Origin of the sequence: uncultured Nocardioides sp. (genome assembly GCF_947489365.1) — a bacterium.
Taxonomy (GTDB): domain Bacteria; phylum Actinomycetota; class Actinomycetes; order Propionibacteriales; family Nocardioidaceae; genus Nocardioides.
This window is the reverse complement of sequence record NZ_CANLDB010000001.1, coordinates 892,292-911,230: the sequence shown is the minus strand read 5'-3', so window position 1 is coordinate 911,230 and position 18,939 is coordinate 892,292. Positions and strand designations below refer to the sequence as shown.

Sequence of the window (18,939 nt, the reverse complement as noted above, 5' to 3'; positions counted from 1 at the left end):
TCGTCATCCTCCCTCAGGGTCCTCATCGTCGACGGAGCGGCGCACCAACCGGGCGGTGACGAACCGGGCCCGCCCGGTGAGGTCCTCGTGGTCACGGACGGCGGCCCACCGCCCGGTGGCGGTCAGCACCCCGGGGGCGGCCTCGGCCTGCACCTCGGCGTGCTCCACGCCGACGACGCCGCCCGGGCGGAGGAGGGCCGCGGCGCGACGCTCCACCGCGCGGATCGCGTCCAGCCCGTCCTCCCCCGACCACAGGGCGGCGGACGGGTCGTGGTCGCGCGCCTCGGGCGCCACCGACTCCCACGCCGCCGTCGGGATGTACGGCGGGTTCGACACCACGACGTCGACCTCGCCGTCCAGGTCGGTGAACGCCTCCGCGAGGTCGCCCAGCCGCAGGTCGACCCCGGTGCCGGCGAGGTTGCGGGTGGCCCAGGAGTGGGCGCCCTCGTCCAGCTCCACGGCGTGCACGCGGGCGTCGGGGACCTCGTCGACCACCGCGCGGGCGATCGCCCCGGACCCGGTGCCGAGGTCGACCACCACGGGGTCGCGGACCTCGGCGGCACAGACGGCCAGGGCGGCCTCGACGGCCCACCCGGCGAGCAGCTCGGTCTCGGGCCGCGGGACGAACACCCCGGGCCCCACGGCCAGCTCGACGCGACGGAACGGGGCCGTCCCGGTGAGGTGCTGCAGCGGCTCCCGTGCGGCGCGGCGCGCCAGCAGGGCGTCGTACGTCGCCTGCTGCTCGGCGTCCGGCTCGGGCGCGATCGGCAGCCGCAGCAGGGGCACGTCCAGGACGTGGGCGAGCAGCAGGCGGGCATCGGCGTCCGGGGAGGCGACGCCCGCCGCCCGGAGCCGTTCGGCACCCGCGCGCCAGGACCTCACGCGCCCTCCCCCAGCGCCTCCAGCCGGGCGGCGACGTCGGCCTCCCGGCACGACTCGATCACCGGCGCGAGGTCGCCGTCGAGGACCCGGTCGAGGTTGTGCGCCTTGTAGCCCGTGCGGTGGTCGGAGATCCGGTTCTCCGGGTAGTTGTAGGTCCGGATGCGCTCGGACCGGTCGACGGTGCGGACCTGGCTGCGACGGGCCTCGCTGGCCTCCGCGTCGGCGCGGTCGCGCGCGTCGGCGAGGAGGCGTGAGCGGAGGATCCGCAGCGCCTGCTCGCGGTTCTGCAGCTGGGACTTCTCGTTCTGGCACGACACGACCAGCCCGCTGGGCAGGTGGGTGATGCGGACGGCGGAGTCGGTGGTGTTGACGCTCTGACCGCCCGGTCCGCTGCTGCGGAAGACGTCGATGCGCAGGTCGTTCTCGTCGAGGTCGACGTCGACCGGCTCGGCCTCGGGCAGCACCAGCACCCCGGCGGCGCTGGTGTGGACACGTCCCTGGGACTCCGTGACGGGCACGCGCTGGACCCGGTGCACGCCGCCCTCGAACTTCAGCGTCGCGTACGGCGCGGGGTCCTCCTCCGACGACGAGGACGACGCCGACGAGCCCTTCACGGCCACCGTCACGGACTTGTAGCCCCCGAGGTCGGACTCGTTGGCCTCGAGCACCTCGGTGCGCCAGCCGCGCTGCTCGGCGTACCGCGTGTACATGCGGAGCAGGTCGCCGGCGAACAGGGCGGACTCCTCGCCGCCCTCCCCCGACTTCAGCTCCATGATCACGTCCTTGTCGTCGGCCTCGTCCCGCGGCAGCAGCAGCCGCTGCAGGCGCGCGCCGACCTCGTCGCGGCGCACCGCCGTGCGCTCGGCCTCCTCGGCGAACGACGGGTCGTCGGGTGCGAGCTCCCGGGCGGCCTGCTCGTCCTCACCGAGGCGGTTCCACTCCTGCCAGGCCGCGACGACGGAGCCGAGCTCGGCGTAGCGACGGCCCAGACGGCGGGCCAGGGCCGGGTCGGCGTGGGTCTCCGGGTCGGCCAGGCGGCGCTCGAGGTCGGCGTGCTCGGCCTGCAGGGGGACGACTGCCTCGAACACGGTGGGCTCCTCGGGGTGGCGACTGGGCGGCAGGGTGGGGGACGCAGACGAGCGCCGGCCCCCGCTGTGCGGGGACCGGCGCTCGGGTGGGACTAGGAGTCCGAGTCCGCCTGCTGCTTCGCCTTGCCGTAGCGCGCCTGGAAGCGAGCCACGCGACCACCGGTGTCGAGGATCTTCTGCTTGCCGGTGTAGAAGGGGTGGCACTGCGAGCAGACGTCGGACCGGATGGTGCCGGAGCTCGCGGTGCTGCGCGTCGTGAAGGTGGAACCGCAGGTGCAGGTCACCGTCGTCTCGACGTACTCGGGGTGGATGTCGTTCTTCACAGGGAGGTCCTCTCTCGGCCGCCGGGTCGCCCACCGCCTGCTGCGGGGGCGTGAACCGGAACCAGCGCACGATTGTGCCAGTGGGTCCAACGCCGGACCCAATCAGGCTGTTCCCGTGCCTCGCGGCCCGGGACGCGGGCGGTGGCTCAGGCCGGCGCGCCGAGCAGGTCCTCGACCCGGGTGGCCAGGTCGCGGGGGCTGAACGGCTTGGTGACGTACTGGTCGGCGCCGCTGTGCAGGCCGTTCTCGACGTCGGACTCCTGGGCGCGCGCGGTCAGCAGGATGACGGGCAGGTTCGCGAGGGTGGGGTCCCGGCGGATCTCGGCGACCGCCTCCAGGCCCGACATGCCGGGCATCATCACGTCGAGGACGACCAGGTCGGGCCGCTCGGCCCGCAGGGCGTCGAGGGCCGCGGCGCCGTCGCCGACGGCCACGACGCGGTGGCCCATGGTGGTCAACTTGAACTCGACCAGCTCGCGGATGTCCGCGTCGTCGTCCGCCACCAGGATGTGCGCCACGTCTGCCGTCCCCTCGCTCCACCTCCGGAGGACCCGTCCTCCGGGTCCCATAGTAGGGCGGCACCCGGAGCAGGTCAGCCGTTTGGCGGATCGGCCGGAAACGGGTCCCGGGAGGTCCCGGGAGGCCTACGCCTTGCCGACCCGGCTGAGCATCTCGATGTTCGTGCGGGTCGCGCCGACCCGCTCGAGCAGCAGCCCGAGCGCCGCCGCGGGGTCCGGACGCTCCGCGAGCGTCCGCCGCAGCCGCCGGACGGCGTCCAGCTCCTCGGCCCCGAGCAGGCGGTCCTCGTGACGCGTCGTCGTCTCGCGCAGGTCGACGGCCGGGTGCAGCCCGGCGTCGGCCAGGGCGCGGCTCAGCCTCACCTCGGCGTTCGCCGTGCCCTCCAGCTCCTCGAGCACGAGCTCGTCGGTGGCGGCACCGGTGTCGACCGACGCCGTCGCCACCACGGTGAGGGACCCGCCCTCGGCCGTGGCGCGGGCGGCGCCGAACAGCCGCTTCGGCGGCAGCAGCGCGGACGCGTCGACCCCGCCCGGGAGCATGCGGCCGCCGCCGACGCCGGCGTGGTTGTGGGCGCGCGCGAGGCGGGTCAGCCCGTCCACGAGCAGGACGACGTCGTGCCCGAGCTCGACCAGCCGCTTGGCCCGCTCGAGTGCGAGCTCGGCGACGCCGACGTGGTCGGCGGGCTGGTGGTCGAAGGACGACGCGATGACCTCGCCCTCCACCTCCCGCTCGAAGTCGGTGATCTCCTCCGGACGCTCGTGGAGCAGGACCACCATCAGGTGGGCCTCCGGGCGGCTCGCGGTGACCGAGTGTGCGAGCGACTTGAGGAACGCCGTGCGTCCGGACCGCGGGGAGGCCCGGACCAGGCAGCGCTGACCCTTGCCGATCGGGGCGGCGACGTCGAGGACCCGCCCGACGACGTCGTCGGGGCCGGTCTCGAGGCGGATCCGCTCCGAGGGGTGCTCGGCGGTGAGCTCGTCGAACTCGGGCCGCGTCCGCGCCTCGTCGGGGTCGTGGGCGTTCACGCCGTCGATGCGGACCATCGGGTTGAACTTCTCCCGACGTTCGCCCTCGCGCGGCTGACGGACCTGGCCCTTGACGGCGTCACCGCGCCGCAGGCCGAACTTCCGGACCAGCGACAGGGAGAGGTACACGTCCTCGGTGCCGGGCAGGTATCCGCTCGTCCGCACGAACGCGTAGTTCTCCAGCACGTCGAGGATGCCCGCCGCCGGGACGAGGACGTCGTCCTCGAGCACCTGGGTGTCCGGCTCGTTCCGCCGGTTGCCGCGCGGGGCGGGCTCGCGGTTGTCACGGCCGCGGCGACGCCGGCTGCGACGCGAGCCCGTGCCGTCGTCGCCGTCGTCCCCGACGTCCTGCTGGTCGTTGTTCGGGTTCTGGTCCCGTTGGTTCGGGTTCTGGTCCCGCTGGTTCGGGTTCTGCTCCCGCTGGTTCTGCTGCTGGTTCTGCTGCTGGTTCTGCTGCTGGTTCTGGCCCTGGTTCTGCTGGCCCTGCTGCTTCGACTGCTGCTGGTTCTGCTGGTTCTGCTGGTTCTGCTGCTTCTGCTGGCCCTGGTTCTGGCCCTGGTTCTGCTTCTGGCGACCGGCCGGGGACTCGTCCTGGTCGGACGGGGAGTCGCCTCGGCTCTGCTGGTCAGCGCCCTGCTGGCCCTGCTGCTGGCCCTGCTGCTGACCCTGCTGCTTGCCCTGCTTCTGCTGCTTGCCCTGCTGCTTGGCCTTCGCCTGCTTGGGCTGCCTCGCCTGCTCAGGCTGCTCGGGCTGGGTTTCCGGCTGCTGGTCGCCGGATGCGGGCCCGGGGGTCGGTTCGGGGGTCGGTTCGGGGGTCGGCTCGGGCCGGGCGGCGGCCCGCGGAGCGCCGTCCGCGGACCGTGCGGTCTCGGGTGCGGGCGCCTTCTTGACGGTGCCGGCGGCCTTGATGGCCTCGACGAGCTGCGCCTTGCGCATGCCGTCGGCGCCGGAGATGCCGATCCCCCCGGCCATCGCCTTGAGGTCGGCGATGCGCATCGCAGCGAGGCTGCCGCGCTTCTTGGGCTCGGGGGCGGTCTCGCCTGACTCGCTCACGGGTGCTCCTGAGGATGCGGTGACGGGGCTGGTGCGGAGATCGCACCGACGACGGTGGCCCGGAGGACGGGACGGACCCGGGCGTGAGGGCGCCGGGTGTGAGGTCCTGGCGCCGCGCGGGGACGGTACCAGCCGCGCGGGTCAGGACAGGACGGTGGCCCCGGGGCCCGCGACCTCGACGTGGTGGGCCGCCCAGCCGCTCGGAGCGCGGTCGAGCACCGTCCGCGGGGCGACCCCGACGGCGTCCCCGACGAACGCCAGCACGGTGGGGCCGGCACCCGAGACGACCGCCGGCACCCCGGCGGCCCGCAGGTCGTGGACGAGCCCGAGGGTCTCAGGCATCGCGGGGCCGCGGTAGGACTGGTGCAACCGGTCCTCGGTGGCCCGCAGGAGCTGGTCGGGCCGCCGGGCCAGCGCCGCCACGAGCAGGGCGGCGCGGCCCGCGTTGCCGGCCGCGTCGGCGTGCGGGACGACGTCGGGCAGCAGGCCGCGGGCCTCCCGCGTCGCCACCTCGTGGGGCGGCACGACGACGACGGCCTCGACACCGTCCGCCACCGGCGAGTGCACCGCGTACGCCGTCCCGTCGGGGTCGGTGCCGCAGACGAGGAAGCCGCCGAGCAGGGCGGGCGCCACGTTGTCGGGGTGGCCCTCGATGCGGTTCGCAAGGTCGAGCAGCAGCGCGTCGGGCAGCCGCGACGGGTCCTCGAGCAGACCCCGGGCGAGCACGAGGCCCCCCACGATCGCCGCGGAGGACGACCCCAGGCCGCGGCCGTGGGGCAGGACGTTGCGGCAGCGCACCGCCAGGCCCGGCGCCCGGACGCCGGCGAGCTCCAGCGCCGCGACCAGGGAGGCCACGACGAGGTGGGTCCCGTCGCGGGGGACGTCGTCCGCCCCCTCCCCCTCGACGTCGACGACGAGCCCGTCGTCGAGGACCTGCGCCGACAGGTCGTCGTACAGGGACAGCGCGAGGCCGAGGGTGTCGAACCCCGGCCCGAGGTTCGCCGAGGTCGCCGGGACGCGCACCCGGACCTCGTCGCGACGCAGCGTCAACCCGGACCTCAGACGAGGCCCGCGGCCTCGGCCGCGGCGTGCAGGTCGGCGTCCACGACCTCGTCGACGATGGGGCCCACGCCCTCCAGGGCGGTGGCGGTGTCCTTGAGCCCGTGGCCGGTCACGGTGACCACGACGGTCCGCGCCTGCCAGCGGGTGATCGCGTCGGGACCCGAGTCGAGGTCGGCGACCATCCCGGCGACGCCCGCGGCGGACGCCGGCTCCACGAAGACGCCGTCGCGCCGGGCGAGCTCGCGCTGCGCGGACAGGATCTGCTCGTCGCTGACCGCGGCGAAGCGACCCCCGGACTGCTCGGCGGCGGTGACGGCGAGGTCCCAGGAGGCCGGGTTGCCGATGCGGATCGCGCTGGCCTTCGTGTCCGGGTCCTTCACGGGGGCCCCGTGCACCAGCGGCGCCGCCCCGGCGGCCTGGAAGCCACGCATCTCCGGGCGACGGGTCGCTGCACCCCACTGCTGGTACTGCGTGTAGCCCAGCCAGTACGCCGAGATGTTGCCCGCGTTGCCGACGGGCAGGACGTGGACGTCGGGGGCGTCGCCGAGGAAGTCGACGATCTCGAACGCTGCGGTCTTCTGACCCTCGAGCCGGACCGGGTTGACCGAGTTCACCAGGGCGACCGGGTAGTTCGCGGCGAGGCCGCGGGCCAGGTCGAGGCAGTCGTCGAAGTAGCCGCGGACGCTGATCACCTGCGCGCCGTGGAGCACGGCCTGCGCCATCTTCGCCGCGGAGATCTTGCCCTCCGGGGCGAGCACGAGGGGCTTCAGCCCGGCCCGAGCGGCGTACGCGGCCATGGAGGCGGAGGTGTTGCCGGTCGAGGCGCACACGCAGGCCTGCGCGCCCTCGTGGGCGGCCAGCGAGATCGCGGTCGTCATCCCGCGGTCCTTGAAGGACCCGGTGGGGTTGTCGCCCTCGACCTTGAGCCACACCTCGGCGCCGGAGCGGGCCGAGAGCCAGTCGGAACGGACCAGCGGCGTGCCGCCCTCGCGCAGGGTCACGGCCGCGAGGCCGGACGGCAGGTCCAGGAGCTCGCGGTACTGCTCGATCACGCCGCGCCACTGCCGGGTGGGGGTCACGGCGGGGGCGTGGGTGGACGGCGCCGCTCCCGCGGGGCCGCCGACCGGACCTCCGACCGAGCTGGTGGTGGTCATTCGCTCTCCCCCTCGACACGCATCACCGAGGTCACCTCGCGCACGATCGGCATCCCCCGCAGGTGCTCCACCGTCGCGCTCAGCTGCGCGTCGGTGGCGCGGTGGCTGACCACGACGAGCTGGGCCTCGTCCCCGCGGCCCTCCTGGCGCACGGTCTGGATGGAGACGTCGTGCTCGGCGAAGGCCGTCGCGACCGCGGCCAGCACGCCGGCGCGGTCCTCGACGTCGATCGCCACGTGGTAGCGCGTCTGCGTCTCGCCCATCGTCAGCACCTCGCGGTCGGCGTACGCCGACTCCCCCGCGCCGCGGAACCCGGCGAGCCGGTTGCGGGCGACGGTGACGAGGTCGCCGAGGACGGCGGACGCGGTGGGCGAGCCGCCGGCGCCCGGGCCGTAGAACATCAGCTGGCCCGCGGCCTCGGACTCGGTGAAGACCGCGTTGTAGGCCTCGCGCACCGAGGCGAGCGGGTGGCTGCGCGGGATCATCGCCGGGTGCACGCGAGCGGCGACGGCCGGTCCGTCCGGGGTCTCGAGCAGCTCGCAGATCGCCAGCAGCTTCACGACGGCGCCCATGTCGCGGGCGGACGCGACGTCGGCCGCGGAGACCTCCGAGATGCCCTCGCGGTGCACGTCGGCGGCGGTGACCCGGGTGTGGAAGGCCAGGGAGGCCAGGATGGCGGCCTTGCTGGCGGCGTCGAAGCCCTCCACGTCCGCGGTGGGGTCGGCCTCGGCGTACCCGAGCTCCTGGGCCTCCTCGAGGGCCTCGGTGAACCCGGCGCCGGAGGAGTCCATCCGGTCGAGGATGAAGTTGGTGGTGCCGTTGACGATGCCGAGCACGCGGGTCACGTTGTCGCCGGCCAGCGACTCGCGCAGCGGCCGCAGGATCGGGATGGCGCCGGCGACGGCGGCCTCGTAGAACAGGTCGCGCCCCGCCTTGGCGGCCGCCTCGTACAGGGTCGGGCCGTCCTCGGCGAGCAGGGCCTTGTTGGCGGTGACGACGCTCGCGCCGTGCTCGAGTGCGCTCAGCACCAGGCCGCGGGCGGGCTCGATGCCGCCGATCACCTCGACGACGAGGTCGACGTCGTCGCGCACGACCAGCCCGGCGGCGTCGGTGGTGAGCAGCCCGTCGGGCACCTCCACCTCGCGAGGGGCGTCGAGACGCCGGACGGCGACCCCGACGAGCTCGATGCGGGCCCCGACCCGGGCGGCGAGGTCGTCGGCCTGCTCGAGGAGCAGGCGCACGACCTGCGAGCCCACCGAGCCGCAGCCGAGGACGGCCACTCCCAGCCGGTCGGTCCCGGCGATCGCTCCGGTGCTCACCGGGGTCCTCCCATGTCCGTGGCCAGCAGGTCGTCCTCAGTCTCCCGCCGGACGACGACGCGCGCGAATCCGTCCCGCACCGCGACCACCGGAGGCCGCAGGGCGTGGTTGTAGTTGTTGGCCAGCGAGCGGCAGTACGCCCCGGTGGCCGGGACCGCGAGGAGGTCCCCGGGCGCGACGTCGGCGGGCAGGAACTCGTCGCGGACGACGACGTCGCCCGCCTCGCAGTGCTTGCCGACCACCCGGGCCAGCACGGGCGGGGCGTCACTGGCGCGGTTGGCCAGGGTGCAGGAGTAGTCCGCGTCGTACAGGGCGGTGCGGATGTTGTCGCTCATGCCGCCGTCGACGGAGACGTAGGTCCGCACGGCACCCGCGTCGAGCGTCACCGGCTTGACCGTGCCGACGGTGTAGACGGTGCACGTCGACGGGCCGGCGATCGCCCGGCCCGGCTCGATCGACAGCCGCGGCCGCTCCAGCCCGAGCGCGCGCAGCTCGTGGGTGACGATGCGGTCGAGGTCCTCGGCGAGCCGCGCGGGCGTGGCCGGGTCGTCCTGGGTCGTGTAGGCGATGCCGAACCCGCCGCCCAGGTCGAGCTCGGGCAGCTCGGCCCCGAGCTCGGTGGCGATCCGGGCGTGCAGCGCGAGCACCCGGCGCGCGGCGACCTCGAAGCCGGAGGCGTCGAAGATCTGGCTGCCGATGTGGGAGTGCAGCCCCCGCAGCTCGAGGCTGTCGGCGGCGAGCACCCGTCGTACGGCCTCGTAGGCGTCGCCGGTGGTGATGGACAGCCCGAACTTCTGGTCCTCGTGGGCCGTGGCGATGTACTCGTGGGTGTGGGCCTCGACGCCCGCGGTGACCCGCACCATCACGGGCTGGACGACGCCCAGGTCGGCCGCCACCGCGGCGACGCGCTCCACCTCCGTGAGGGAGTCGACGACCACCCGGCCGACGCCGGCGTCGACCGCGCGGCGCAGCTCGGGGACCGTCTTGTTGTTGCCGTGGTAGCCGATGCGGGCGGGGTCGACCCCGCCGCGCAGCGCCACGAGCAGCTCGCCGGGCGAGCAGCAGTCGACGTGGAGGCCGTCGGCGGCCATCCAGGACGCCACCTCGGTGCACCAGAAGGCCTTGGCCGCGTAGTAGACGTCCCAGCCGGCGAACGCGTCCCGGAAGGCGCGGGCGCGGCAGCGGAAGTCCTCCTCGTCCAGCACGTACGCCGGGGTCATGTGCTCGGCGGCCAGGTCGGCGAGGCGGACGCCCCCGACCTCGAGCTCGCCGTCGACCTTGCGGGCGGTGCCGGACCACAGCGCCGGGACGAGGTCGTTGACCTCGCCCGGGGGCCGCAGCCAGGACGGGCCGCGCAGGGCGCCGGACGCGTGCGCCCAGCCCGCCTCGTGGGTGGTGCTCACCAGGACTCCCCTACATCCGCTCGGGCGCGGAGACGCCGAGCAGCTCGAGGCCGTTGGCCAGCACCGTGCGCGTGGCCGCCACGAGCACCAGCCGGGCCCGGTGGAGGTCACCGGGCTCCTCGTCGCCCTGCGGAAGCACCCGGCAGGCGTCGTAGAAGCGGTGGTAGTCCCCGGCCAGCTCCTCGAGGTAGCGCGCCACCCGGTGCGGCTCGCGGAGCTCCGCCGCGCCCGCGACGACGCGTGGCAGCTCGGCCAGCGTGCGCAGCAGCGCACCCTCCTTCTCGTGGGTCAGCAGCGAGGGGTCGAACGCCGCGGGGTCCGGCGCGAGGCCGAGGTCGGCGGCATTGCGGATCAGCGAGGCCACCCGGGCGTGGGCGTACTGGACGTAGAAGACCGGGTTGTCGCTGGACTGCTTGGTCATCTCGGCGACGTCGAGGGTCAGCGGGGAGTCGGCCGGGTAGCGCGACAGGGTGTAGCGCAACGCGTCGACGCCGATGAGGTCCACCAGCTCCTCGAGCGTGACCAGCGTCCCCGCACGCTTGGACAGCTTGAGCTCCTCGCCGTCCTTCATGATCTTCACGAGCTGACCGATGAGGACCTCGATGTTGCGGTCCGGGTCGTCGCCGGCGCAGGCGGCCATCGCCCGGAGACGGTTGACGTAGCCATGGTGGTCCGCGCCGAGCAGGTAGACGCACACGTCGAACCCGCGGCGGCGCTTGTCGACGTAGTACGCGGTGTCGGAGGCGAAGTAGGTCAGGTCGCCGTCCGACTTGATCAGCACGCGGTCCTTGTCGTCGTCGAAGTCCGTCGTGCGCATCCACAGCGCCCCGTCGGCGTCGAAGAGGTGGCCCTGCTCCCGGAGTGTCTCCAGCCCGGTCGCCACGTCCTGGCTCTCGTGCAGCGAGCGTTCCGAGAACCACACGTCGAACCGCGTGCCGAACCGCTCCAGCTGGTCACGCTGCTGGCGCAGCTGCACGGCGTACGCCGCCTCCCGGAAGGCCTCGGTGCGTGCCGTGCCCTCCAGGTCGACCAGGTCCGGCCGCTCGGCCACGACCTCGGCCGCGACATCCGCGACGTAGCCGCCGTGGTAGCCGTTCTCGGGGACCTCCCGGCCCAGGGCCCGGGCCTCCACCGAGGCGCCGAACAGGTTCATCTGGTTGCCGCGGTCGTTGATGTAGAACTCCCGGGCGACGACGGCGCCCGCCGCCTGCAGCACCCGGGCCAAGGCGTCCCCGACCACCGCCCAGCGCGTGTGGCCGAGGTGGAGCGGTCCGGTGGGGTTCGCCGAGATGAACTCGACGTTCACCCGCTGCCCCGCCATCGCGCCCGAGGTGCCGTACGACGACCCGGCCGCGACGATCTCGGCCGCGAGGGTGCCCTGCGCAGCGGCGTCGACGGTGATGTTGAGGAAGCCCGGGCCGGCGACCTCGACCGCGCCGACCCCGTCGACCTCGCGCAGGTCGGCGGCGAGGAGCTCGGCCAGCTCGCGCGGGGACGTCGCCGCCTTCTTCGCCAGCTGCATGGCGACGTTGGTGGCCCAGTCGCCGTGGCCCTGCTGGCGCGGCCTCTCGACCGTGACCCGCTCGGGCGGCCCGTCCGGCAGCGCGAGGGCGCCTCGCTCCACGAGTCCGGTCAGGACGTCGCGGACGGCGGTCGACAGCTGTTCGGGGGTCACCGGCCAAGGGTATCGACGGCGCGGACACCACCGACCGGGCGCCTGATCCGGCGTCGGAGCCGAACCGGGACCGGAGCCGCGTTTCGGGCCGGAGGCCGGGGACGGTAGGTTGATGCCCGCACGTCTGAGCCCCCGTAGCTCAGGGGATAGAGCGCCGCCCTCCGGAGGCGGAAGCGCAGGTTCGAATCCTGCCGGGGGTACCGAAGCCGCACGATCCTCTCGCGGCCCCGCGCGTCTCGCGCTCCCTCGCTCCACCACCTCCCGCGAGAGGTTGTCCCTCGCCCCTGTGCGCCCGGCAGCACGGCCGCGACCATTCAATCCTCAACTACTTTTACAGCCAAAATAGTTGAGCGGTGAATGACTTCTCCTGTTTCTCGGAGAAATGTCGCCGACACGAGTACTTGGTGGGTCAAATTGCTGCGGGAATGCGTCCTGGCGGGGTTGTCTAAGTCCGCCGCACCCCCCGCGGCCGTTGGAGGCCCAGGGTCCCGAGCCCCTCTCCGACGTCGTACGACTTGGGGAGAAGACCAGGACCATGACCACGCAGCCACGCAAGATCCTCGCGGCGTTCGTCGCGACCGTTGCCGCCTCGAGCGCGCTCGTCGCCGGCGGCGGCGCCACCACGGCCGCCTCGGCCGCCGACCAGCAGCGCGTCAACCTGGCCTTCACCGCCCGGTCGTTCGGCGCCAGCATCTACACGAACGGCATCTCCATCAAGCAGGCGCGTCTCGCCCGCACCGAGCTCGGATGCACCAAGACCGTCGGCAAGAAGACGAACTCGGCGGCTCTGACTCCCCCGGCCCTGGGCGACGCCATCGCCCTCGAGGGCGTCAAGAGCCAGAACGTGACCTACAAGTACGCCAACGGCCGGACCGGGGCGCGCGCCGTCAACCGCATCGCCAAGGTCACGCTCGGCACCGAGGACTCCCCGCGTCTGGTGCTCAACGGCTTCAAGTCGGTCTCTGACGCCTACCGCCAGAACGGTCGGTTCAACACCGCGAGCTCCTTCACCTTCGACGGCATCAGCGTGTCCGGGCTGCCGGACAACGGCCCCCTGGGCGACCTCCTCGACCTGATCGGCGGTGGGGCCGCCGACGTGCTCGAGCAGCTGGGCGGCGGCGAGACCATCGAGATCCCGGGCCTGGCCCGCCTCTCACTGGCCCCCTCGACCCGCACGGTGACCCAGGGCGCGCGCGGCTCCGCCGAGCAGGAGACCTCCGGCCTGCAGGTCCGCCTGCTCGTCGGCAACCTCGCCGCGGTGAGCCTCGGCAACACCCGGGCCCGGGTCAGCCAGCCCGTCCCGGCCGGCGTCTTCCAGGGCGGCACGGCGGCGCTGCAGGGTGACCTGCTGAACGACGCAGCCCCCTTCGGCGCCACCAACCAGACGCTGATCCCCTGCGAGGGCACCTTCGGCAAGAAGGTCGTGCAGAACCGCCCGTCGGGCGGCATCGCCACCCCGCTCGTGGTCGACGTGACCGACGCCCGGTCCGAGATCACCGGCAACCAGTCCGGCCGCACCGGCGCCGCCTCCACGGTGGCCAAGGTCGGCAGCGTCTCGATCCTCCCGCCCGAGCTCGCCCCGCTCCTGCCCACCGTGGCCGTGGAGGACATCACCTCGCGCGTCGCGGTCAACGGCAACCCCTCGCAGGGCAAGGTCACCACGAAGTTCGGCTCGTCGGTGGGCACGCTGATCATCTCCGGCGAGGAGGTGCCCGTGCCCAAGCCCGGCCAGACCCGCAGCTACGAGAACGGCGCCGTCGAGGTCACCCGACGGATCCTGAAGAAGGGCGCCTCGGGCGCGGCCAACACCGCGCTCCGGGTGAAGTACATCCCGAACGTCGTGAACTCGGGCCTCGACCCGATCACCCTCGACATCGGGCACTCCGCCCTCTACTTCAAGAAGGGCTGACCCTCCCCTGACGATCGGCCCGGCCGTCCGCCTGCGGACGGCCGGGCCGATTGACTTTTTACCCTGGGTGTCGCGACAGGCCCCCCCGCCAACCGGTTTAATTGGTGTTGCCACGCATCTGCGTGGGTCGGCGACGTCGTCCCGCCTTCGACGGCGACGCCAGACACCGGACGTGGGGCCGAACCCCCCAGACGGCCCCACGTCCGGTCTCCCTCTCACCGGGGCCCGTGTCCCCTGCGACATCCGTTGCAGGATGGGACTAGCCTGACTCCCGTTCTTTTCTTTCCGCGCGCTCACCGGAAGAGGCGATCCCAGCCGTGCCGCAGTCCCGAGGCTCCTCCACCTCCACCTCCGACACCGCGGCGGCAGCCGCCCAGGACTTCGGGGCCAACGAGTGGCTCGTGGACGAGATGCGGGAGGCCTACGAGCGGGACCCCGAGAGCGTCGATGCCGCCTGGCGCGAGTACTTCGCCGGCTCGAACGGCTCCTCGAACGGTGCTGCCGCCGGTGCCCCGGCCGACAGGTCCGCCGAGAAGCCGGTTGAGAAGCCCGCCCCGAAGGCTCCCGAGAAGGCGGCGGCACCGAAGCCGGCCGACAAGCCCGCCGAGAAGCCGGCCCCGAAGGCCGCTGACAAGCCCGCCGAGAAGCCGGCGCCGAAGCCGGCGCCGAAGCCGAGCGAGGGCCGCAAGGCCGCCGCGTCGAAGGCCGCGCCCGCCGCCGCCGAGGACGCCGCCCGCGAGGAGCCGTCGTACACGACCCTGCGCGGCGCGCCGGCCCGCACGGCCAAGAACATGGACGAGTCGCTGACCGTGCCGACCGCGACCTCGGTCCGCTCGGTGCCGGTCAAGCTCCTGTGGGACAACCGCACGGTCATCAACAACCACCTCGCCCGTGCCCGCGGCGGCAAGGTCTCGTTCACGCACATCATCGGCTACGCGCTGGTCCGTGCGCTCAAGGCGATCCCCGCCATGAACGTCGGGTACGACGTCGTCGAGGGCAAGCCGACGCTCATCGAGCCGGCGCACGTCAACCTCGGGCTCGCGATCGACATCAAGAAGTCCGACGGCACCCGTCAGCTCCTCGTCCCGTCCATCAAGGCGGCGGAGGGCATGGACTTCGCCGGCTTCTGGACCGCCTACGAGGAGCTCGTCACCAAGGCCCGCGACAACAAGCTGGCCGTCACCGACTTCCAGGGCACGACGGTGTCGCTGACCAACGTCGGCGGCCTGGGCACCAACCACCCCGTCCCCCGGCTCGTGAAGGGCCAGGGCGCGATCATCGGCGTCGGCGCGATGGAGTACCCGGCCGAGTTCCAGGGCACTTCCGAGGCCGCCCTGGCCCGGGGCGCGGTCAGCAAGGTCATGACGATGACCTCCACCTACGACCACCGCGTGATCCAGGGTGCGCAGTCCGGCGAGTTCCTCCGCACCGTCCACCAGCTGCTGCTGGGCGAGGACGGCTTCTACGACGACATCTTCCGGTCGCTGCGGATCCCCTACGAGCCCATCCGGTGGGCTCGCGACGTCCCGGCCGACCACGACGACGAGATCAGCAAGCAGGCCCGGATCCTCGAGCTGATCCACGCCTACCGCGTGCGCGGCCACATGATGGCGGACACCGACCCGCTGGAGTACCGCCAGCGCAGCCACCCCGACCTCGAGGTCGAGACGCACGGCCTGACCCTCTGGGACCTCGACCGCGAGTTCGCGACGGGCTCCTTCGGGGGCGAGGGCCGCCGGTTCATGAAGCTCCGCTCGATCCTCGGGATCCTGCGCGACTCCTACTGCCGCACCACCGGCATCGAGTACATGCACATCCAGGACCCCGAGCAGCGCCGCTGGGTCCAGGAGCGGGTGGAGCAGCCCCACACCAAGCCGCCCCGCGAGGAGCAGCTGCGGATCCTGCTGAAGCTCAACCAGGCCGAGGCGTTCGAGACGTTCCTGCAGACCAAGTTCGTCGGGCAGAAGCGCTTCAGCCTCGAGGGCGGCGAGACCACCATCCCCGTGCTCGACGAGCTCTGCGAGGCCGCGGCCGAGTCCGGCCTGGACGAGGTCGCGATCGGCATGGCCCACCGCGGCCGCCTCAACGTGCTGGCGAACATCGTCGGCAAGAAGTACAGCCAGATCTTCCGCGAGTTCGAGGGCAACATCGACCCGCGCACCGTGCAGGGCTCCGGCGACGTGAAGTACCACCTCGGCGCCGAGGGCGAGTTCGAGGCGGGCACCGGGGAGCGCATCAAGGTCTCCGTCGCCGCGAACCCCTCCCACCTCGAGGCCGTCAACCCGGTCCTCGAGGGCATCGCCCGCGCCAAGCAGGACGTGCTGGACCGCGGAGCCGAGTTCTACCCGGTGCTGCCGCTGCTGGTGCACGGCGACGCCGCGTTCGCCGGCCAGGGCGTGGTCGCCGAGACGCTGAACCTGTCGCAGCTGCGGGGCTACCGCACAGGCGGAACGGTCCACGTCATCGTGAACAACCAGGTCGGCTTCACCACCTCCCCCGGCTCGTCACGCTCGACGCTGTACTGCACCGACGTCGCGCGGATGGTCCAGGCGCCGATCTTCCACGTGAACGGCGACGACCCCGAGGCCTGCATCCGGGCCGCGCGGCTGGCGTTCGAGTACCGCCAGACCTTCAACAAGGACGTCGTCATCGACCTCGTCTGCTACCGCCGCCGCGGTCACAACGAGGGCGACGACCCGTCGTACACGCAGCCGCTGATGTACGACCTCATCGAGCAGAAGCGCTCGGTGCGCAAGCTCTACACCGAGTCCCTCATCGGTCGCGGCGACATCACGGTGGAGGAGGCCGAGGAGGTCCTGCGGGACTACCAGGCCCAGCTGGAGCGCGTGTTCAACGAGGTCCGCGAGGCCGGCAAGGAGCCGCCGACAGAGTGGACGACGGTGCCCGACTACCCGGAGAAGCCGCACGGGGACCAGTCGACCGCCGTCAGCCAGGAGGTCCTCAAGCGGATCTCCGACGCCTACATCACGCCGCCGGAGGGCTTCACGGTCCACCCGAAGGTGCTGCCGCAGCTGCAGCGTCGCGCGGCCGCCATCACGCAGGGCCCGATCGACTGGGGCGCCGGCGAGATCATCGCGTTCGGCTCGCTGCTGATGGACGGGCGTCCGGTGCGCCTGGCCGGCCAGGACTCGCGTCGTGGCACGTTCGTGCAGCGCTTCGCCACGATCATCGACCGGACCAACGCCGACGAGTGGGTCCCGCTGGCGAACCTCACCGAGGACCAGGCGAAGTTCTTCGTCTACGACTCGCTGCTGTCCGAGTACGCCGCGCTCGGGTTCGAGTACGGCTACTCCGTCGCCCGCCCCGAGGCCCTCGTGGCCTGGGAGGCGCAGTTCGGTGACTTCGTCAACGGCGCGCAGACGGTCATCGACGAGTTCATCACCGCCGGCGAGACCAAGTGGGGCCAGCAGTCGGGCGTCGTCCTGCTGCTCCCGCACGGCTACGAGGGCCAGGGCCCCGACCACTCCTCGGCCCGCATCGAGCGCTTCCTCGCGATGACCGCCGAGGACGCCTTCGTCGTGGCGCAGCCGTCGAGCTCGGCGTCGTACTTCCACCTGCTGCGACGCCACGCCTTCAGCGGCCACCACCGTCCGCTGGTCGTCTTCACGCCGAAGCAGCTGCTGCGGCGCAAGGAGGCGGCCTCGCAGCCCGACGAGTTCACCTCGGGGACCTTCCAGCCGTTCATCGGCGACGCGACGGCGGACCCGGACAAGGTGCGCACCCTGCTGATGTCGTCGGGCCGGGTGTCGTGGGACCTGTTCGTCGAGCGCGCGAAGCGCGAGGACGACACGGTCGCGCTGGGCCGGGTGGAGCAGCTCTACCCGCGCCCGGTCGACGAGATCCGGGCCGAGATCGCGCGCTTCCCGAACCTGCAGCACGTGCGGTGGGTCCAGGACGAGCCGATGAACATGGGCCCGTGGCCGAACTTCGCGCTGAACGTGTGGCCCCAGCTCGACGTCACCGTCGAGCCGGTCACCCGGTCGGCGTCCGCCGCCCCGTCGGTCGGCACGCTCAAGCGTCACACCGACGAGCAGAAGGACCTCGTGGCGCGGGCGTTCGGCGGCCCCGCCGAGGGCTGAGCGCGGATGTACTTCACCGACCGCGGGCTCGAGGAGCTCGAGGAGCGTCGTGGTGAGGAGGAGGTGACCCTCGCCTGGGTCGCCGACCGCCTCCGCGAGTACGTCGACGCCCACCCGGAGACCGAGGGCACCGTCGAGGCGATCGCGACCTGGCTCGCGCGCCTCGACGACCCCGACGACTGACGCCGAGTCGGCCCGAACGCACCGCCGTACGACGTCCAGTCGGCCCGAACGCACCCCCGTACGACACCGAGTCGGCCCGAACGCACCGCCGTACGACGCCCAGTCGGCCCGAACGCACCGCCGTGCGACGCCCAGTCGGCCCGAACGCACCGCCGTACGACGCCCAGTCGGCCCGAACACGTCCTTTCAGGCCGACTCGACGCGCCTGAGTGGTCCGTTCAGGCCGACTCGACACCCCTGAGGCACCCCTTCGGGCCGACTCGGCGCCCCTGAGGCATCCGTTCAGGCCGACTCGGCGCCCCTGAGGGATGCGTTCGGGCCGACTCGGCGCTCCTGAGGGATGCGTTCGGGCCGACTCGCGCTACAGGCCCTTCGTGAAGAAGGCCTCGGCGTACGGGTTGTCGTTGTAGCGGTCGATGCGGCGGTAGCCCGCGCGGTCGTAGAGCGCCACGGCCTCGACCAGGGTGCTGTTCGTGTCCAGGACGACCCGGGTGTGCCCGAGGTCGCGGGCGAGGTCCTCCAGGGACGCGAGCAGCCGGGCACCGAGGCCGGCACCGCGCCAGGCGGCATCCACCCACATCCGCTTGACCTCGGCCGTCCCCGTCGTCCCCGCCTCGAGCGGACGTACCCCGCCGCAGGCCACCGGCTCCCCGTCGCTCGTGGCGAGCAGGTACGTCGTCCCCGGGTCGCGGGGGTCGGCCGGGCCGGGGTCGAAGCCGGCCGGGAACCGGTCGGCGAGCTCGGCGACGTACCGGGTGAGCGCCCGTGCCACCGCCGGTTCGTCCGGCCGGGCCCGCCGGAGGTCGAGGGTGGCGGCCCGGACGAGGAGGTCGGCGACCGCGAGGGCGTCGGCGAGTCGCTCGCGCTGACGGTCGGTGAGCGGACGCAGGAGCCTCGTCGCCGCCTCCGCCGACCGGCGCTCGAGCTCGGCGCGCTCATCGCGACCGGCGTCGGTGAGGCCGACCTGGCGGCGCCGGCGGTCCTCGGGGTCCGGGACGGTGGTGGCCAGCCCCTCCGCCTCGAGGCGGCGCAGCAGCCGCGCCAGGTAGCCGGCGTCGAGACCGAGCCAGTCCCGCAGGTCGGTCACGGGCGTCGGCGCCACGGGGTCGAGCTCGAACAGCAACCTGCTGGTGGCCAGGGGCCGGCCGGTGCCGAGGTAGGACTCGTCCAGGGCGCCGACGCGCTGCGTCCAGGTGCGGTTGAAGCCACGCAGGGTCGCTGTCGTCCGGTCCACGCCCCGGACA

14 protein-coding genes and 1 tRNA gene are annotated in these 18,939 nt (G+C 73.1%); 4 read left to right on the top strand and 11 right to left on the bottom strand.

All coding sequences use genetic code 11. The features are described from left to right. Positions 1 to 3 precede the first annotated feature (3 nt). The 10 genes from prmC to argS all read right to left on the bottom strand — a co-directional run bounded on the left by prmC (position 4) and on the right by argS (position 11,503). Positions 4 to 882, bottom strand: a complete 879-nt coding sequence (prmC, locus tag Q0858_RS04370) for a peptide chain release factor N(5)-glutamine methyltransferase (protein ID WP_299051453.1) — start codon at positions 880 to 882, stop codon at positions 4 to 6. Next, positions 879 to 1,970: a peptide chain release factor 1 gene (prfA, locus tag Q0858_RS04365; RefSeq protein WP_299051450.1), complete on the bottom strand. Its 1,092-nt coding sequence runs from the start codon at positions 1,968 to 1,970 to the stop codon at positions 879 to 881. The genes prmC and prfA overlap by 4 nt, the downstream gene beginning before the upstream one ends. 92 nt (positions 1,971 to 2,062) lie before the next feature. Next, entirely contained in the window at positions 2,063 to 2,293 is a 231-nt protein-coding gene (rpmE, locus tag Q0858_RS04360) for a 50S ribosomal protein L31 (protein WP_299051448.1), read from the bottom strand. A 146-nt stretch (positions 2,294 to 2,439) separates the two neighbouring features. Next, positions 2,440 to 2,811 (bottom strand): response regulator, encoded by a 372-nt coding sequence (locus Q0858_RS04355; protein ID WP_299051446.1) that lies wholly within the window; start codon positions 2,809 to 2,811, stop codon positions 2,440 to 2,442. Between the two features lie 126 nt (positions 2,812 to 2,937). Continuing rightward, positions 2,938 to 4,890: a transcription termination factor Rho gene (rho, locus tag Q0858_RS04350; protein WP_299051444.1), complete on the bottom strand. Its 1,953-nt coding sequence runs from the start codon at positions 4,888 to 4,890 to the stop codon at positions 2,938 to 2,940. Between the two features lie 141 nt (positions 4,891 to 5,031). Next, the gene (gene thrB / locus Q0858_RS04345) at positions 5,032 to 5,940 is read right to left on the bottom strand and encodes a homoserine kinase (RefSeq protein WP_299051442.1); all 909 of its coding nucleotides are present in this window, start codon (positions 5,938 to 5,940) and stop codon (positions 5,032 to 5,034) included. Positions 5,941 to 5,948: 8 nt separating this feature from the next. Next, entirely contained in the window at positions 5,949 to 7,106 is a 1,158-nt protein-coding gene (gene thrC / locus Q0858_RS04340) for a threonine synthase (RefSeq protein WP_299051440.1), read from the bottom strand. Then, the gene (locus tag Q0858_RS04335; protein ID WP_299051439.1) at positions 7,103 to 8,425 is read right to left on the bottom strand and encodes a homoserine dehydrogenase; all 1,323 of its coding nucleotides are present in this window, start codon (positions 8,423 to 8,425) and stop codon (positions 7,103 to 7,105) included. The genes thrC and Q0858_RS04335 overlap by 4 nt, the downstream gene beginning before the upstream one ends. Next, positions 8,422 to 9,828 (bottom strand): diaminopimelate decarboxylase, encoded by a 1,407-nt coding sequence (gene lysA / locus Q0858_RS04330; RefSeq protein WP_299051438.1) that lies wholly within the window; start codon positions 9,826 to 9,828, stop codon positions 8,422 to 8,424. Before lysA ends, Q0858_RS04335 begins: the two co-directional genes overlap by 4 nt. 10 nt (positions 9,829 to 9,838) lie before the next feature. Next, on the bottom strand, positions 9,839 to 11,503 hold the full coding sequence (gene argS, locus Q0858_RS04325) for an arginine--tRNA ligase (protein ID WP_299051437.1): 1,665 nt from the start codon (positions 11,501 to 11,503) through the stop codon (positions 9,839 to 9,841). Between the two features lie 128 nt (positions 11,504 to 11,631). Between argS and Q0858_RS04320 the strand changes: the two genes are divergently transcribed. From Q0858_RS04320 to Q0858_RS04305, 4 genes are all read left to right on the top strand, one after another. Continuing rightward, positions 11,632 to 11,703 (top strand) — tRNA-Arg (locus Q0858_RS04320). Positions 11,704 to 12,038: 335 nt separating this feature from the next. Then, positions 12,039 to 13,412, top strand: a complete 1,374-nt coding sequence (locus Q0858_RS04315; protein WP_299051436.1) for a hypothetical protein — start codon at positions 12,039 to 12,041, stop codon at positions 13,410 to 13,412. A gap of 317 nt (positions 13,413 to 13,729) precedes the next feature. After that, complete coding sequence (locus Q0858_RS04310) at positions 13,730 to 17,512, top strand: multifunctional oxoglutarate decarboxylase/oxoglutarate dehydrogenase thiamine pyrophosphate-binding subunit/dihydrolipoyllysine-residue succinyltransferase subunit (RefSeq protein WP_299051435.1); 3,783 nt, start codon at positions 13,730 to 13,732, stop codon at positions 17,510 to 17,512. 6 nt (positions 17,513 to 17,518) lie between these two features. Continuing rightward, the gene (locus Q0858_RS04305; protein ID WP_299051434.1) at positions 17,519 to 17,695 is read left to right on the top strand and encodes a DUF6104 family protein; all 177 of its coding nucleotides are present in this window, start codon (positions 17,519 to 17,521) and stop codon (positions 17,693 to 17,695) included. Positions 17,696 to 18,056: 361 nt separating this feature from the next. On the opposite strand, the gene Q0858_RS04300 is transcribed toward Q0858_RS04305, so the two are convergent. Continuing rightward, positions 18,057 to 18,929 carry a helix-turn-helix domain-containing GNAT family N-acetyltransferase gene (locus Q0858_RS04300; protein WP_299051433.1) on the bottom strand — a complete coding sequence of 291 codons (873 nt, stop codon included), beginning with the start codon at positions 18,927 to 18,929 and terminating at the stop codon, positions 18,057 to 18,059. Positions 18,930 to 18,939: the final 10 nt, after the last annotated feature.

What these genes read in the sequence shown, in the direction of transcription:
- Q0858_RS04305 (WP_299051434.1), top strand. Translation starts at nt 17,519, where the DNA reads ATGTACTTCACCGACCGCGGGCTCGAGGAGCTCGAGGAGCGTCGTGGT.
- thrC (WP_299051440.1), bottom strand. Translation starts at nt 7,106, where the DNA reads ATGACCACCACCAGCTCGGTCGGAGGTCCGGTCGGCGGCCCCGCGGGA.
- Q0858_RS04315 (WP_299051436.1), top strand. Translation starts at nt 12,039, where the DNA reads ATGACCACGCAGCCACGCAAGATCCTCGCGGCGTTCGTCGCGACCGTT.